Source organism: Sphingobacteriales bacterium (genome assembly GCA_016700115.1).
In the GTDB taxonomy this organism is placed as follows: Bacteria; Bacteroidota; Bacteroidia; order Chitinophagales; family UBA2359; genus UBA2359.
On the sequence record CP064999.1, the window covers coordinates 1934870 to 1951402 of the forward strand.

11 protein-coding genes are annotated in these 16533 nt (G+C 44.1%); 4 read left to right on the plus strand and 7 right to left on the minus strand.

The window, feature by feature from the left end; genetic code table 11:
- Window positions 1-5 precede the first annotated feature (5 nt).
- From IPM47_06855 to IPM47_06870, 4 genes are all read right to left on the minus strand, one after another.
- Window positions 6-758, minus strand: coding sequence for a hypothetical protein (locus IPM47_06855; GenBank protein QQS30644.1), 753 nt, complete (start codon window positions 756-758; stop codon window positions 6-8).
- A gap of 33 nt (window positions 759-791) precedes the next feature.
- Entirely contained in the window at window positions 792-1220 is a 429-nt protein-coding gene (locus IPM47_06860) for a hypothetical protein (protein ID QQS30645.1), read from the minus strand.
- Between the two features lie 28 nt (window positions 1221-1248).
- Window positions 1249-1830, minus strand: a complete 582-nt coding sequence (locus tag IPM47_06865) for a sigma-70 family RNA polymerase sigma factor (protein ID QQS30646.1) — start codon at window positions 1828-1830, stop codon at window positions 1249-1251.
- Between the two features lie 176 nt (window positions 1831-2006).
- A complete protein-coding gene (locus IPM47_06870; protein ID QQS30647.1) occupies window positions 2007-3164 on the minus strand; it encodes a cytochrome-c peroxidase in 1158 nt (385 codons plus the stop codon).
- 427 nt (window positions 3165-3591) lie between these two features.
- On the opposite strand from IPM47_06870, the gene IPM47_06875 reads away from it, so the two are divergent.
- Entirely contained in the window at window positions 3592-3993 is a 402-nt protein-coding gene (locus IPM47_06875; GenBank protein QQS30648.1) for a hypothetical protein, read from the plus strand.
- A gap of 93 nt (window positions 3994-4086) precedes the next feature.
- Entirely contained in the window at window positions 4087-9849 is a 5763-nt protein-coding gene (locus IPM47_06880) for a proprotein convertase P-domain-containing protein (GenBank protein QQS30649.1), read from the plus strand.
- 129 nt (window positions 9850-9978) lie between these two features.
- Here IPM47_06880 and IPM47_06885 read toward each other — a convergent pair whose 3' ends face one another.
- From IPM47_06885 to IPM47_06895, 3 genes are read right to left on the minus strand one after another with little or no spacing between them, the layout of a single operon-like run.
- On the minus strand, window positions 9979-11832 hold the full coding sequence (locus IPM47_06885; GenBank protein ID QQS30650.1) for a BamA/TamA family outer membrane protein: 1854 nt from the start codon (window positions 11830-11832) through the stop codon (window positions 9979-9981).
- A 30-nt stretch (window positions 11833-11862) separates the two neighbouring features.
- Window positions 11863-12759 carry a hypothetical protein gene (locus IPM47_06890; protein QQS30651.1) on the minus strand — a complete coding sequence of 299 codons (897 nt, stop codon included), beginning with the start codon at window positions 12757-12759 and terminating at the stop codon, window positions 11863-11865.
- A 39-nt stretch (window positions 12760-12798) separates the two neighbouring features.
- Window positions 12799-14235 carry a metallophosphoesterase gene (locus IPM47_06895; GenBank protein ID QQS30652.1) on the minus strand — a complete coding sequence of 479 codons (1437 nt, stop codon included), beginning with the start codon at window positions 14233-14235 and terminating at the stop codon, window positions 12799-12801.
- A 199-nt stretch (window positions 14236-14434) separates the two neighbouring features.
- Here IPM47_06895 and dprA point away from each other — a divergent pair, with 199 nt between their 5' ends.
- Together dprA and IPM47_06905 are read left to right on the plus strand one after the other, a co-directional pair.
- The gene (dprA, locus tag IPM47_06900) at window positions 14435-15547 is read left to right on the plus strand and encodes a DNA-protecting protein DprA (protein QQS30653.1); all 1113 of its coding nucleotides are present in this window, start codon (window positions 14435-14437) and stop codon (window positions 15545-15547) included.
- Between the two features lie 51 nt (window positions 15548-15598).
- The gene (locus IPM47_06905) at window positions 15599-16414 is read left to right on the plus strand and encodes a 2,3,4,5-tetrahydropyridine-2,6-dicarboxylate N-succinyltransferase (protein ID QQS31409.1); all 816 of its coding nucleotides are present in this window, start codon (window positions 15599-15601) and stop codon (window positions 16412-16414) included.
- Window positions 16415-16533: the final 119 nt, after the last annotated feature.

Sequence of the window (16533 nt, forward strand, 5' to 3'; positions counted from 1 at the left end):
GGCGGTTAGTTATCCTGCCCCAATCTGGGACGATTTCGCAGTGGAGGCGGGGGCATTTGATGCAAACTGTCGTTTCCATAAAGGCGGTGCAACCGGATATGTCTTCGAATGAGTTGCCATTGTACAGAGTCTTCGGCGGTAAACGGGATGCCTTGTTTCCTTTTCTGGTGTAACTCTCTAAGTTTGCCGGTATCCGGAGGAGTTTGCAGTCGCTCGTGTATATGCTTTCGAAATTTAGCAGAATCGAGGGGCATGGGGCGAGGGGGCATCCGATGCTTTCCGGGACGGAAATCGGGGATAGAATCAATACCGGGCAAACTGTCGTTTGGCTTTGGTGAAAGTGGAGAATTCATGATGCGATGTCGTTTCCAAAGCTTAAAAGGAGGAGGGGGTGGGGGCAACCCTTTTTTCTCGCGGTCTTTGACTTCTTGTCTGCGTTTGGCTATTTTTTCTCTTTGCGTTTCGTTCAACAGCGTATCTATTTCATGCAACATCGAATCTACGGTTGACCTGATCAGTAACCGGTGTTCCTGATTGATGGCTAATATTTCAGATTGATACTTTTCGATTGACGGTTCCAGAATTTTCATTTGTTCCTCATCCGGTTCAATGGTGCCGATGATATCCCGCATAGGAGATTCCCGCAGTTGTTGCAAATGATGTACGCGGCTTTCAACGAATCGTCCGGTACTCAAAGCCCCCAACACAAAGCCGATGAGCAATGTCAATATAATGATGGCGGTAGATTTTAGGTTCATGTATGACAAGATTATAAGTTGGGCGTATTTAATTTACAATTCAATCGAATAGTAAAGGTTCAGATCTTCGGCTTCGAGATTGCTAAGTCCTGTCAAAGCATTGACAGACAAGGACTGATGATGGTAATAGGTCAATGCTAAAAGCAGCAAAATGGCGGCTACTCCCGAAACTGCAACTCTTCTGAAAGCTACTGCCAATGAGGAGTCAAACGGACGTGCCTTGCCTTTTGCTGCTTCTATTTGGCCAACAGCAGTCATAACGCGATCTTCAAACCCATCTGAGAATTCAAAAACCTGACCTGCCAGCAAATTCCGGTTAGAGATCAACCGTTGTTGTTCTTTTTTTAGCGCTTCATGTTCCTGCAAAGCTGTATTCAGGATTTGTTGCTCTTCCAATGTGAGGTCTTCTTCCAGAGAACGGAGGAGGAGATGGTATAATTTGTCGTTTTCTAAGTTTATCATAGTTATTACAGATAGAGGGTATTAAGAATTAATTTTGAAGACGGTCAATGATTTGTTTGAGTTTATCCTGTGCCCGTGCCAGTCTCGATAAAACTGTGCCGATTGGCAGGTCAAGCAAATCGGCTGTTTCCTGCGAAGAATAGCCCTTGACCAATCTCAGCACCACAACACTCCTGAATTTTGGGTCTAAACAACTCAGTGCTTTTTGCACAAGTTCTTTAGAATCGTATTTTTCAGGGGTTTCTGTTTCATCAGGGATAGACATTTCAATTTCATGGTCGTTCTTGTTTTTGGGGTTTGAGGTGGTAAAAAATGATAAAAAAGAGCGTTTTTTCCTTCGTTTCAGTTCGTTAAGGGATAAATTGATGGCAATTCTTGTCAGGTAAGTACCTACTGCCGAGTCGCCTCTGAAATTTGGGAGTGCGCGGTAAAACCTGATAAATGTTTCTTGCCCCACATCTTCGGCTTCAATAGTATTGCCCAACATTCCGATAACCGTTGAAGCCACGAGTTTTTGATGCCTTAGTATCAGCAATTTAAACGCCTGCGGATTTCCGTGGCGCGCCAACTCGACTAATTCTATATCGGTACGAAGAGTCATCAATTCCATCTGTTCAGATTAGACAGTAGTAAAGTCCGGTTTATTCCAATCCTTTTAGTCAAATAAACGGATTAAATCTAATCCAAACAGGGATACCGGATAAGTGGTCTGTTGATTAAGCTGAAAACAACAGGTTCTAAACTAAAAAAAGCGGTTGGGTTGTTAAAGCCAACAGTACAGCAGGATTAGTCAAACGGGTTTTTAAAAGCGGGGTTGTTGACAAATGCAGTGTCTGTTAAGGTATGAATGAAGGCGATAAGTGCATCTTTATGTTCCTGAGAGAGTTGTTTGCCGATGCCGCCGAAATCGGTAATCATCAGGATGTCTAAGGTGGGAGAAGGTTTGATATGATCGCTGTAATGGTCGAGCACTTCTTCGAGAGTAGCAAAACGTCCGTCGTGCATATAAGGGGCGGTTAATGCCGTATTTCGCAGCGTGGTTGTTCTGAATAACCCGTTGTCCTGAGGCAGTCCTGTTACGCCACCTAAACCCTTATCCGGAAACTGACCACCGGCGGGGATATTGTCTAATCCGTTGTTGTGGAACAGATTATCGGTAAAAAATCGCCCGGCATCTCCATGACAGTGAAAACAGTCGCCTCCGGTTTCGCTGTAAAATAACTGGAAGCCTAAGTCTTCTTGTTCAGTAAAGAACACGCCGGTTCCCGGTGTGCTTGCCAAATCAAATTTTGAACCTCCGCTAATGAGGGTTCGTTCAAACTGAGCGATGGCTTTGGTAACTTCTGTCGAGGTAATTTCTTTTACACCAAAAGCCTGATAGAAATCTATCCGGTATTCTAATCTCGACATTAAGTCGCAAATGGCATTTTCCCAGGTATTGTGCATTTCGATGGGATTGATGACCGGTTCAAAGGCCTGCTCCTCCAAACTGCCCGACCGTCCGTCCCAAAACAAACGGTTGGTCCAGGCAAGGTTAATCAGTGCCATCGAATTTCTGTTGCCTTCAACTAAATCAATACCGGTGCTGAAGCGTTTGCCATTGTCGGTAAACGAGTATTCGATATTATGACAACTTGCGCAGGATTGTGAGCTGTCGGCAGATAAAATCGGGTCATAAAACAGTTTTCTCCCCAATTGTACGCCCTCTTCGGTCAATTGATTGTTTGCCGGAATAGGCATTGTCTGAGGCAAAGTGGGCGGAATTACCAAATCATAAGGTGTCGGGTTATATGCATACAAATCCCAGTTTATTTGTAAATCAACGCCACATTCTCCCACAGGGTCAATGCAATCATCTTTACATGAACTATAAAAACTAACTTGAAGTGCAAAAAACAACAGTAATACGCTATACTTATTAAATATATTTTTCCGAAAAAACATCCCCTACAGATTTAGTTTTTTTAAGCACGAATAATCAGATACTTGTTTGAGCCGTGCTACATCACTCAAAGGTAAATAGTTTTTGTATAAAATATAGGCTGGATTACTCCATTTGTTGGATTTGATCCACCGGTTTTTGTTTGCCTGTATTCAACTACAATTCAGTTTATTTGCTGTAAAAGAATTTTTTAACATTTTTTTGACAAAACGGTTGCAAAGTTGATACTAAATCCTAACTTTCGGTTGCATTGTAATCATAACGACAATCATTCAGATTACAGGAGAATTTACTTGTTTTTTAAAAGTTAAATACATCTGTTTTATGGTGTTTGCCTTTTGCCTTTGATGTGCCAATTTAAACTTCCCTGTTAAAAAGTTATCACCAATAAAATAGTTGAGTATGAGGAAAAAACTACCTTTTTTTATCATGTACATCCTGCTTATTTTGGCTGTTTCATGCAGCAAAAAGACAGCCGATACCAACCAAACGGCAACAAAAGAAGCCCAAAAGGAAGGGAACACGGTTATGTCTGCCGAATCCGTTGAAAAACAAAAAGAGCCTATGCCCTTGCCGGGTTTTACGCCTACCGGTAATAACGAGGTAGATGCGGCAAACTATGCAAAAGCCAAAGAAGACCTGTACAACAACGACCCCGAAGGCTTCAAAGCCTGGGCGGAAAGTCAGGAATCGGTCAGTACTCAATCTGCTTCTGAATTGGGTATTCCTGTCCAGATTACCGAAATTCCTTACTCCGATTATGTCAATCTGCCTCAAGCTCGGAAAGACTATATTGATGCCCATCCCGAACTGTTCAAAATCGTTAAATAGACGGTTTTTCCACAATGACCAATACTGGAAATTTTTTTCCGGAAGAAACGGCCATGTTAAAAAAAATTTATTCTCCCCCAAACTTTAAAATTTATGAACACACTTAAACTTTACACTTCACTGACCTTATTGGTAGTCTGTTTATTAGTGAGTAGTTTTGTTGCATCTGCACAAAACATTCCGGGCTATGAATCAGAACCGAATGGCACTGTTGCAACTGCTAACCCTTTAAGCGGAAACCCGGTTAAAATCAGGGGATACATATTCCCTAATGGCGACTTAGATTATTTTTCTTTTACGGCCAACGCCGGTGATCGTGTACATGCCGCAACGATGACTTCCTTTTCATCAAATGGCAGCACCGACAGTCAGTTGGAATTGTTTGCTTCCGATGGCACAACCTCTATTGAGTTTGACGACGACAGCGGCTCTTTTGGCGGATTATCAAGTGCTATAGCCGGTGCTACCATTCCTGCAAGCGGCACATACTATTTGCGGGTGAAACACTTTTCGGCTGCAAACCAATTGCGCCCTTATGAACTGTACCTGAACGTAGTCAGCGGCGCTGCTACCGCAGAAACCGAACCAAATGATGCCACTCCTCAGGTATTAGCGGCAAACGGATGGATGAGCGGCTCGACAAGCAGTACAACCGATATTGATTTGTATTCCATTTCTCTGAATGCAGGAGAAACCGTATATTTGAGTTTGGACAACGACCCCGAGCGCGACAATGTTGAATGGAATATGCAATTGGGTTTAGGCCAGTTCGGTACCCCGCCGTTGTTTTTGGTGGTAAATGATGCCGGACAAACCGGACCAGATGCCGAAGCCATGTTTTTTACCGTAAAAGATGCAGGCACCTATGCCATCTTGGTTAATCTTCCTACAGGAGGCACTACTTTTGGCACCTATCATTTGTCAGTTGCTGTATTTCCGGCAACTCCGGGTTATGTAAACTACCCTGCTTCTGTCGGGTTGCCGCTCGCTATTCCTACAGGTCCCGGATTGGTTACCTCAACGCTAACAATACCTGACAACAAACTCATCAAAGATTTGAAAGTGCGCTTGGACATCACCCATACTTTAATGGCCGACGTTGATGTGGTGCTCCAGTCTCCAAACGGAAATTTGGTCAAACTGTTTGATGATATCGGAGCCGCTACACAGCCTAATTTAAATTTTGCCTTGTCTGACTTCAATGCCATCCCTGCCGGGCTATATACTGTAGTGAGCGGGATGGGATTTATGCCGGAAAATAACAGTTGGCTCGATTATTTTGGGGGAATGAATGTACAGGGCACCTGGACTTTATATGTCTATGATGACCTGGCTTCAAATGGCGGCACCTTAAATGGTTGGTCTTTAGACGTATTGGAAGAACCGGTACCTACGCTGCCCCCTGTTGTTTTCTCGACCGACTTTGAAGCCAACAACGGTGGATTTACTTCATCCGGTGCTGCAAATGAATGGGAATGGGGTACACCTGCTTTTGCCCCGATAACCACTGCCAATAGCGGGGTCAATTGTTGGAAAACAGACTTAGATAATACGTATAATGTAAGTGCAAATGCGCTATTGGAATCTCCTGATATTGACTTGACCAATAATGCAGCACCAATCTATGTTTCGTGGGCAATGAAGCATCAGATAGAAACGGCCACTTTCGACTATGCTGTGATTACTATTGAAGAAGTAGGCGGCACTTTAATGACTCAAACCTTATATCAATGGTATGGTGCTACTCAAACTTCTTCAGTTGGAAATCCGGCAACTGCTTTAGCACTATCTTCAGGATGGGGCACATTCTATGTGGATATCAGTGCTTTTGCCGGTAAGGTCATCCGGTTCAAGGTCAGATTAGTTTCAGATACGACACTTAATTTTACGGGTATCGCTGTGGATGATGTAGCGGTTTACGCTACTCCGGCAATTACCCCCTGCTCGCAAACCCCTGTAACGGCTTCTTTTACTAACAACACTCCCGTACCCATTCCAACGGTTATTGCACAGGTTTCCTCTACCATCACTGTTGCCGGTGCTCCAAGCGTGTTGACCGATTTGAACCTGACCACATTTATTACCCACACTTTTTGCGGCGATATTGATATGACTCTTACCTCACCCAATGGTACTATTGTGACTATTACTACCGATAATGGAGGAGGGAATGACAATGTATTTAATGGCACCATTTGGGACGATGATGCCGACCCTGGCAATACAGCCCCATTTGCTACGGCAACCAATGCCGCGTTCAACTGGGTAGTTGACAATACCTATACCAATTTGGTTCCTGAACCAACACTCGTTCCCGAAGAAGCAATGGCTGCCTTTATTGGGCAAGACCCCAATGGGGTATGGACTTTGACGTTGAACGATGATGCAGGCGCAGACGGAGGAAGCATCAACTCATGGACATTGGACATTACCGGGGTAGCGCTTCCCTATTTTCAAGACCTCAACAACTTTACCAACAATACGCCCCAGGCAATCCCCACCGGGCCGGGTGTGATTACCTCCACCATTAATGTTGCAGGTGTTGGAACGAGTTTGACCGATATCAATATGACCACTTTTCTTACCCATACAAGCTGCGCCGACCTGGACATTACGCTTACTTCACCCGCCGGTACTGTCATGACTCTTACCTCTGACAACGGAGGAACCTTAGATAACGTATTTAACGGCACAGTTTGGGACGACAGTGCCGACCCGGGCGGGCTTTCTTCATTGGCCACTCCCAACACGAGCAGTAATATCGTTACCGATAGAACTTATACCAACTTAGTTACCGCCCCCACCCTTGTTCCCGAAGAAGCTTTCGGAGCGTTTTATGGGGAAGACCCGAATGGGATATGGACACTCACCGTGAGCGATGACCTTGCCGCTAACGGAGGCAGCCTCGACTCATGGACTTTGCACCTCTATACCTGCTCAAACACCCCCACCTGTTTACCGCCAACGGGATTGGTTGCTTCTTTAGTAACCCCCACTTCAGCAACTATCGGGTGGAACTGTGTCGGTTGTGTCGGTACGTTTATATTGGAATATGGCCCCACAGGGTTTACACCCGGAACCGGATTAACTGCCGGCGTTGGTGGTACGGTCATAAACCCCGCCACCTCACCCCAACTGATTACCGGATTAACTGCTTCCACTGCCTATCAGGTATATGTCAGACAAAACTGTAGTGGTACAATTACTGCCAACTCTGCACCCACATCTTTCACCACTTTAATGGTCAATGATTTATGTGTAGATGCCATCCCCATTACTTGCGGAACACCTGTCAGCGCCACTACCGTCGGTGCTACTATTGATGCCGTTGGTACATGTACAACAACACTCGGCACTGCCCCGGGTATCTGGTACTCACTACCCGGATTTAACGGAGATGTAGTACTAAGCCTTTGTGGAAGCGGATATGATACTAAAATAGGGGTATTTACCGGTACTTGCGGAGCACTCACCTGTGTTGTTGGAAACGACGATTTTTGCGGTCTTCAATCACAAGTATCTTTTACTGCATCGGCCGGCAACACCTATTATATATTGATTACAGGGTTTAGTACTGCAACAGGTACTTTTACCCTGAACTCTACCTGTACAACCTGCTCTACACCTACAGGTGTAACCGTATCCCCGGTAACCGCAACTACTGCTCAGGTCAATTGGACTTGTGTAGGCTGCACCGGAACATTTATAGTAGAATACGGGCCTGCTGCAAGCTTTACCACTCCAGGCACCGGCGCAGCAGCAGGTGTAGGCGGTACCGTAGTCGTTTCTGCCGGCTCTCCTGCCCTGCTTGTAGGGCTAACTGCCGGAACGCAATACCGCGTTTTTGTCCGTCAAGATTGTAGCGGAAGTTTCAGCAACAATACTACCGGCGTACTCTTTAGTACTCCGCCTGCCAACGACAATGTATGTTCTGCTATACCTTTAGTGTTGGGAGTGAACCCACCCTATACCAATGTGGGAGCGACCACCGAACTTGGCGAGCCTGTTCCGCCAAGCATCGCCTGTAATGTGCAAAACGGTTGGTGCGCCGGTCAAACAGTCAGTCACTCCGTTTGGTTTACCTTGGTCGGACCTCCATCCGGTAAAGTTACCATATCCTCAACCGGCTACGACAATCAGTTAGCGCTCTATGCTGCCGCGTCTTGTGCGGCGGTTACTTCGGGAGGTACTACCCTGTTGGCGGCAAACGACGACTTTAATGGTTTGGCTGCTTCACTCAACAATGTTTGCGTAACCCCCGGAGTTACCTATTATGTGCAAATGGACGGTTGGAACACTTCTACCGGAACGGCAACAATAACCGTTACCGAAATCCCCAATACTCCCCCAAGTATAGCCGGCTGCCCTTCAAACATTGTAACTTGTGCCAACACGGCAACCTGGACTCCGCCTACTGCTTCTGATCCGGATGGTTGTGGCACACCCACTCTGACTTCTACCCACACCCCCGGTTCGGTATTCCCCAACGGCATTACCACCGTTACTTATACTGCTACCGACCATGCCGGTGCAACCACCACCTGCACCTTTACCGTAAATGTTGCTAAAATAACCGTTACCTTCAACGTTACCAACGTGAGTTGTTTTGGCGGAAACAATGGTTCGGCAACAGCCTTGCCGGTTGGCGGAACAGGTCATACCTACATCTGGAGCAACGGCACAACCGGTGCAACCGCATCGGGATTGACAGCAGGTGCATATTTCGTAACAATTACCAACGTTCAGGGTTGCTCTTTGGTGTCGCTTGTCAACATCACACAACCTCCGGCACTTAACTGCAATGCTACTTCTACCAACGTTGCATGCAATGGCGAGGCAACCGGCACTGCGAGTGCTACCGCTTCGGGCGGGGTAGCTCCTTACGCGTATAACTGGAGTAACGGAGCGACAAGCGCTAACATCACCGGATTGGTTGCAGGCACCTATACAGTAAGTGTTACCGATGCCAACGGGTGCCTCTGTACAAAAACCGTTACAATAACCGAGCCTCCTGCTTTACAGGTTGTTTCAGAAGAAATTATAGTTGACGGTTCGGGCGGTACGTTCTACAGTGTTTACCAAATTATTGTGGCCGGCGGAAATCTGCCTTATGATTTGAGCTTTACAGTTACCGGAGGATTTGCCAGCTATACTATTATCTATAGTTTGGTGGACACCGACAATAACGGCTCAGCCGATTCACCCGGTGCAACCATTGATGTGACATATCAGGCAACTGCGGTATGGACGCTAACCTTAGACGACGCTTTGGGTTGCGGCGAAACGCTTGTGTTTACCAACGCCCCCGGAAGCCCCATCTTGAGTATCACCTCAGCCTTGATTACCGCCGACAATGGTACGAGCAACGGCGCAATTGCTTTGACGGTAGTAGGTGGTACTCCTGCATGCCCGGGCTATAGCTATACATGGTCGGGGCCTGCAAACTGGTTGGGAGTTCCACCAAATAGTCCTAACCTAAGCGGGTTGCCCTCCGGTTGGTATATCGTATTGGTAACCGACTGCAGCGGAGAGGAAACCTATGGCTGGTTCTGGGTGCCGAAAGAATCCCGCGGACGCGGCAAACTGGCAGATGGTGAAGCCATTACCGCATATCCCAACCCTGTGAACGAATTCACTACCATTGAGTTTAGCATGATGCAAACTGCCAATGCTAAAGTAGCAGTCCACAGTGTTGACGGCAAACAAGTGGCGCAATTGTTTAACGGCGTTGCAGAAGCCGGCGAACTTTATACTTTATCCTTAGATGCAAAACATCTGCCTAACGGGTTGTATATGGTTACCCTAACCGGCGATAACGGAGTGGTTCAGCAACTCAAACTGTCAGTTTTGCATTAACAGTTTCCGGTCAGATAAGCTAACCGGTTATCAGTGGTAAGACTTTTGACCTAAAAGAAAAGAAACATCGGCAACTTTACCCCATTATAAGGTAAGGTTGCCGATGTTTGTTTAGTTATAGTATAAATCCTAAAAATAAGCAACATATCCGAAATGGATTTTACCTTGCCGGAAGTTGATGGGGTTGGATTGTTGCCTTCCAAGCGCATACATCAGCCCAAAAACCCCTGCTTTAGTTTCGAGATTAGCGCCAAGCCCAAATCCGAAAGGGTAATCTTTAGTGTCGGTGTTGCGGCTTTGGTTCTGAACAAAAGCACCATCAAAAAAAGCAAAGAAATTGGCATTTTGTCCTAAAAGAAACCGGTATTCTAAAGAGGCTACAGTATATAACGAGGCCCAGATAGATTCTTCATCAAACCCCCGAAGGAGGCGGTTTCCGCCAATGCGGTAAAGTTCGTTTTGAAGTAGCTGTTTATTGCCTAAATAGGCAGCAGAAACAGAGGTTTTGATGACACTGAGTTTGCCGATAGGCCAATATTTATCAAATTTACCCTGAAGGCGGTATTGAATCCGGTTTTGGTTGAGACTGTCATATTGGCTTTGAAAATCTATTTCTAAAGCTTCGCCAACCGATAAAATGTTAAGGTTGGGAATTACTTTTTTTAATCCGGCACCCGCAAGCAGATTTAACAAATACCCTTTTCGGGGATTGAACCGGTAGTCGAGATGTTCTTGATTAAACTCTACTCCATAAAGGGTAAATTTAACATCCAATACTTCGGGCAACCGTTTTTGAGCGGTAAGTTTAATACTGTCAACCGTAAGTAAAACCGAGTTTTTCCGGTCGAAAAAGGCTTTTACAAAATTATTCCCTTTGCTGCTGTATTGTAATCCCAAAAAAGTTTTGACATCCCGAAACAGCGTATCGGCAATAAACAATTCAAAACGGGCATCAACCCCTATGGGTATGAGCGGTAAATATGGGTACAGAGCATGTACTTTCAGCTCACGACGTTTGTTTACATAGCTTTTAAAATCAATTTCTAACTTTTCACCGGCACCAATTGCATTTACCAAATAAAGTTGCCCGTCTCCGATAATTTCAAATCGCTGCCGGGAATTGCCCGTAGGGCCTGAAGTTGCCGGTTTAGGTAAAACACCTAAAACAAGGTTAAAACGGCTGGCTTTTTTCCGTTTTAAAAACAAGTTAACTTTAGCTCTGGTATCTAAAAACATCACTTTAGGCGGAGAAACCTCCTGCAAAAAAGGAAGTTCTTTAATTCGGCCGCTGATTTGTTCTATGGCGCTTTCGTTATAGGGGCTTTTTTGTTTAATCCCTAAATAATTGTGCAAATAGACCTTGCTGATTTTTGAATCGCCCAATACCACAATACTATCCATGCTGATAAGTTTACCCCGGTCAAGTTGGAGTTTTGCGCTAAAAACGGTATCCTTTATGTCAATATCTGATAACCGCAAAGACGCAAAAGGATAACCATTGTTTTCGGCAAAACGCAACATGCGTTCCTGTAAACGTAGGATAGCTTTAGTGTTGAAAGATTGTTGTTGAAAAGATTTGCTTCGGTATCCGCTTGCCGCAAGTATGTTTTTGGGAATTTGACTCACATCAAGGCTTTCCCAGCTATATTGATAGCCCAAATAAAACGTAGCCTTCGCAGACAGGGAATCTATCTTCAGCGAATCGAAAGAAGCAGCAAGATAACCGTATGTTTGCAACTTGTCGAGCCTGTCAGTGAGTACATTCCGGCATTGTTCGGCATTGGAAAAGAATGTTTGGGAATCGGTGAGTTTTACCAAAACAACCGAGTCGGTTACATTGGCATAAGTCAATTTCAATGGATAGGTTGATTGTGCTGTCAGTACCGAAGGGAAGCATCCCCATATCAAAACGAAAGCACAAATACTTCTCATGTTTTCCAGTAAGACCGTGTTGTTACCGGTTATTTGTCTGATAAAGTTCAAAAAAAATACTTTTTGGTTTTATGAGCAGGTTTATGGATGCACCGTAGCCACAATTGCCAGCTTTTTCCCATCTGCACTCACAGCCAAGCGGGTGATGTTTTTGATTCCGTCCTTTGTAAAATCGGCAATCTGAATCCATTCCTGCCCATCTTTTGGCAACCAATAAAGACGACTGTCTTTAGCCATCAACAGGTTTTCGTCGGGCAGCCAAGCGTAATCTTCTGAACCGGGCAAGGCTTGAATGATGGTTTTAGTATCGAGGTTTCCGGGTTTAAGGCGTTTTATCAGCCATTGGTTGTCGTTGAGTTTATGCAAAAAACTTACCGCATCCGATTTGCCCGGAATAGCCGCCACACAACGCCCGATATTGACTGCTGCAATAAAACCGGAGGTGTCGGTCAAAGTAGCTGTTTGAAGGGTGGGTGGGTCAGTAACCATAAACATAACCAGTTTTCCATTTTGACGCGCTTGTGTGTAGTAACCAACCTGAGTGAGATGAGGCTGATAATATACTGCATCCCCTTTGCCCGATAATGGAAACTGCCAAAGGCGTTGGGTTTTTGCATCTTCTTCAACTCTGACTACTGTAAATGCCTGATGCTCCTCTAAGGGAATAGGTGAATATTCCGAAGTAGTTGGGGTGTTTGTCAAGTTTTGTGGAGGTTGTTTGTCAAAGTAAATACGAAAAATATCAGTTTTTTCGCTTTCATCAGCAGCAGTATAAAGCAATCCTTTTCCATCCGGTAAAAAGCAGGGTTGATTGTCATACCCCTTCCTGTTTGTCAGATTTTCCGGTTGACCGGAAACAGTTATTTTTCCCTTTATGGATTTGCTAAGCTGTATCAGAAAGATATCGGTATCAGGCAGATTTTGAGCAAAGACTGCTGATGAAAACAAGACGCATATATAAAATACTGTTTGTTTCATAATTATTGTTTTTGCATAAAATTAAGAAAACAAATTAGGTCAGGCAAGCCAACGGAGTTGCATAGCCTGTTCATCATAAGTTTGTAAGTGTATGTCCGTTACGTGTTCTTGTTCGTCCAAAGCAATGTAAACGCAGGTAGGCTTAAAAATGATGTGTTTGATTAAATCTTTACCGGTAATTTCTTCGATAAATCTTTCTAATTGTTCTAAGGCATAATGTTTGTCGGGGTGGTCTAAAATGTTTGTTGGGAACTTCATTAAATCTGCCCAGGTACCCGAGTTAATATAGACCCCCCCATTGGGCAGGTTAATTCTTCTGGCAAGATGAGTATGTCCGAAAATAATATACTTAAACCCATTTTCAGACAATTGAGTAGCGGCTTGTAAATATTCAGGAAAGGTTTCGGTATCCAGGTCAAAAGTTTTAGGGCTTTGAAGCGATTTTAAAGCAGTGAGTAGCGCAGGCAGCCTTTTGTATAGTGCTTGTCTGTTATTTGCAGTCAACAGTTGCCAAAGGCTATGAACCAACCTAAAACTGCGGGTCTTTTCTGTGGTTCCGTCAACACTTGATATTTCGGCTTCTTCGGCCGGGTTAGGAAGGGCATCGGTAGCGGTTAAAAATTCTTGTAATTCGGCATCACTAAATAGTTTTTCCATTTCTTTGTTCACCAGATTTTCCTCCACAGACTCGCTGCCTTTACTTCCGGTTGAGATAGTGCGAATTCCCAAGCCTTCAGGGATCATGTCGCTCAGGTAGATGCGCAACAAATTGTCTATTTTACTTCTGATTTGAGGCTCTAATGCCAGTAGAATAGGAATAGCCGCTCCGGTTTCCGGTTTGAGCATATCAACAAAAGGATATTTCACCTTCATGGGGTTCATAATTTTTTCAACCAATTCGCTGCCTTTGGGTGCAATAAAACTATCTGCTTTTTCATTTCGCGACATTTTTTCACGAAACTGCCGGAGACGATTGTCGTCCACACTGTTCCATGAATCGTAGCGATTGCCATGTTCAATTAAAACTTCGTTTCCGATGGAGTAGGCTTCGCCATCAAATAAAAATCTGAAATTGGCAGATGTTGCCCCTATCGTTTTTTCCAAAATCGCTCTTACGGGGGGCAAAGACAGTTCAATATCATGATTGCCCAATAGCAGAGTCAAACGATGTTTTGAGTTTTGAAGGAATGTTTTTAGTGCATTAAACACATGAGCCTCCCGTCTGAAAATGTTGTTCAATTTGATTAAGACATTGGGCAAATGCTTTTCAAAAGCCGTCCAGGGTGTTTCGGCCAAGAAATCAACCAGATCGCCATTGATGACCAACTCAACAGACTTATCTGATTTTCTGGCAAGCAGGTTAATAAAATTTGCAAGCTGATGGGTATGGGTGTTGATTTGAAACCCTCTTAGCTCGTTTGAGCCTGCAGGTTCGCCTCCTATATGTAAATCTGAAATCACATAAACCTCTCTCATAAAATTGATTTTTAGTTCAAAAATAAAAGGAATTGGCCAATAGCGGGGTTAATTTTTACCTAAACAGGATGAATGGCTGCTCTGTAATACAGACACCTGTAATAACACTGTCAGACTGAGAAAAGAAGAACCTTAAATAAAAACAAATTGATTTACCTTTGTCCAAATAAATATATCTTCAACAGCTTAACTGACTGCCTTGTTACCTGACAACCTAATTTATCAAATTGCACTGACACTAATACCCAAAGTAGGTAGTTATACTGCGAAAACATTGATAAGCTATTGCGGAGGGGTGAATGAGATTTTTAAAATGCCCAAATCCAAGTTGTTGAAAATTCCCAATATAGGTGAGAAAATTGCCAGTTCAATTACCGACTTCAAAGAAGCCCTGAAAAAAGCCGAAAAGGAAATTGAATTTATTCAAAAACATGGAATCCGTCCGATGTTTTATTTAGATAAGGATTATCCGTATCGGTTAAAGTCCATTCAGGATGCCCCAATTATGTTGTATTATAAAGGCAATGCCAACCTAAACCAGGATCGGATAATTAGTATAGTCGGAACTCGCAAAGCTACCGATTACGGTAAAAAAATATGCAACAGACTGATTGAGGAATTAGCCGGTCATCAGGTTGTTGTTGTTAGTGGGTTGGCATATGGAATAGACCATGCAGCGCATCAGGCTTGTTTGCAACATCAGGTACCGACCCTGGGCGTTTTAGCCCATGGATTGGATCGTATTTACCCGCCTGCGCATCAAAAGCTGGCAAGTGCTATGTTGGAAAATGGCGGACTGATTACCGAATATATAAGTAAAACTAAACCTGATAAAGTCAATTTCCCAAACAGAAACCGCATCATTGCAGGGATTTCTGATGCTACTGTTGTTGTGGAAACAAGACAAACCGGCGGCAGCATGATCACAGCCCAAATTGCCAACTCATATAATCGAAGCGTTTTTGCTTTTCCGGGCAGGACTACCGATTTATTTTCAAGTGGATGTAATTATCTGGTTAAAAAAAATCTGGCTAATTTAGTTGAATATGCCAAAGACATCACCGACAACATGATGTGGCCAGATTCTTCTCAAAAAGCAGAATCAACGCAAAAGCAAATGTTTGTAGAACTGGAACCTGATGAAGAACTGATTGTCAATACACTAAAAAAGGCCGACAACAACGAACTGCATCTCGAAAATCTGTGGGCACAGACTCAACTCAGCCCGGGGATGACTGCTGCTGCTTTAATTTCGCTCGAATTTAAGGGTTTGGTTCGTCCTTATCCGGGTAAAATATACAGGCTATGTTAACAGGAAGCAGTGCTTTCATCATTATCATTTTACTAACATCAAACTAATTTTATTGCAATGCAACAACTGATAGAACAGGCATGGACAGACAGAACTTTATTACAACAACCTGAAACACAGGCAGCCATCAAACATGTGATTGCAGCTTTAGATAAAGGGGAGCTCAGAGTGGCTCAACCCGATGAGTTTGGGCAATGGAGTGTTAACGAATGGGTGAAGAAAGCAGTGATTTTATATTTTCCCATTGCTCAAATGCAAACAATGCGTGCGGGAGAGCTGGAGTTTTACGATAAAATTCCGCTCAAGCAAAATTACGAGCAACTTGGGGTAAGGGTAGTGCCTCATGCCATTGCAAGATACGGTGCTTATGTAGCAAGAGGGGTCATCATGATGCCATCTTTTGTCAATATCGGTGCTTATGTTGACAGTGGAACTATGGTTGATACCTGGGCAACGGTAGGCAGTTGTGCGCAGGTTGGGAAAAATGTGCACTTGAGTGGGGGAGTTGGAATTGGAGGGGTACTGGAACCCGTTCAGGCTAGTCCGGTCATTATTGAAGACAACTGTTTTATCGGATCGCGGTGTATTGTCGTAGAAGGGGTGAGGATAGGAGCCGAAGCTGTCCTCGGTGCCAATGTAGTTATTACTCAATCTACCAAAATCATAGATGTCAGCGGCAATGAGCCTGTAGAATACAGGGGGTATGTACCTCCTGCGTCCGTAGTGATTCCGGGGGCTTATACCAAACAATTTCCGGCCGGAAGCTATCATGTTTCATGTGCTCTTATTATCGGTAAACGCAAAGAGAGTACTGATAAAAAAACTTCACTGAATGATGCTTTAAGAGATTTTAATGTGGCTGTTTAAAAGGCAGGAGGCTGTTTTTTCAATTTTTCAGGCAGTTAACTACCGGAAAAAATCGAATAAACCGGATAAACCTATAAAAAATTGAAATGCTTTTACAGCATTTAGAAAGTAAACACTAT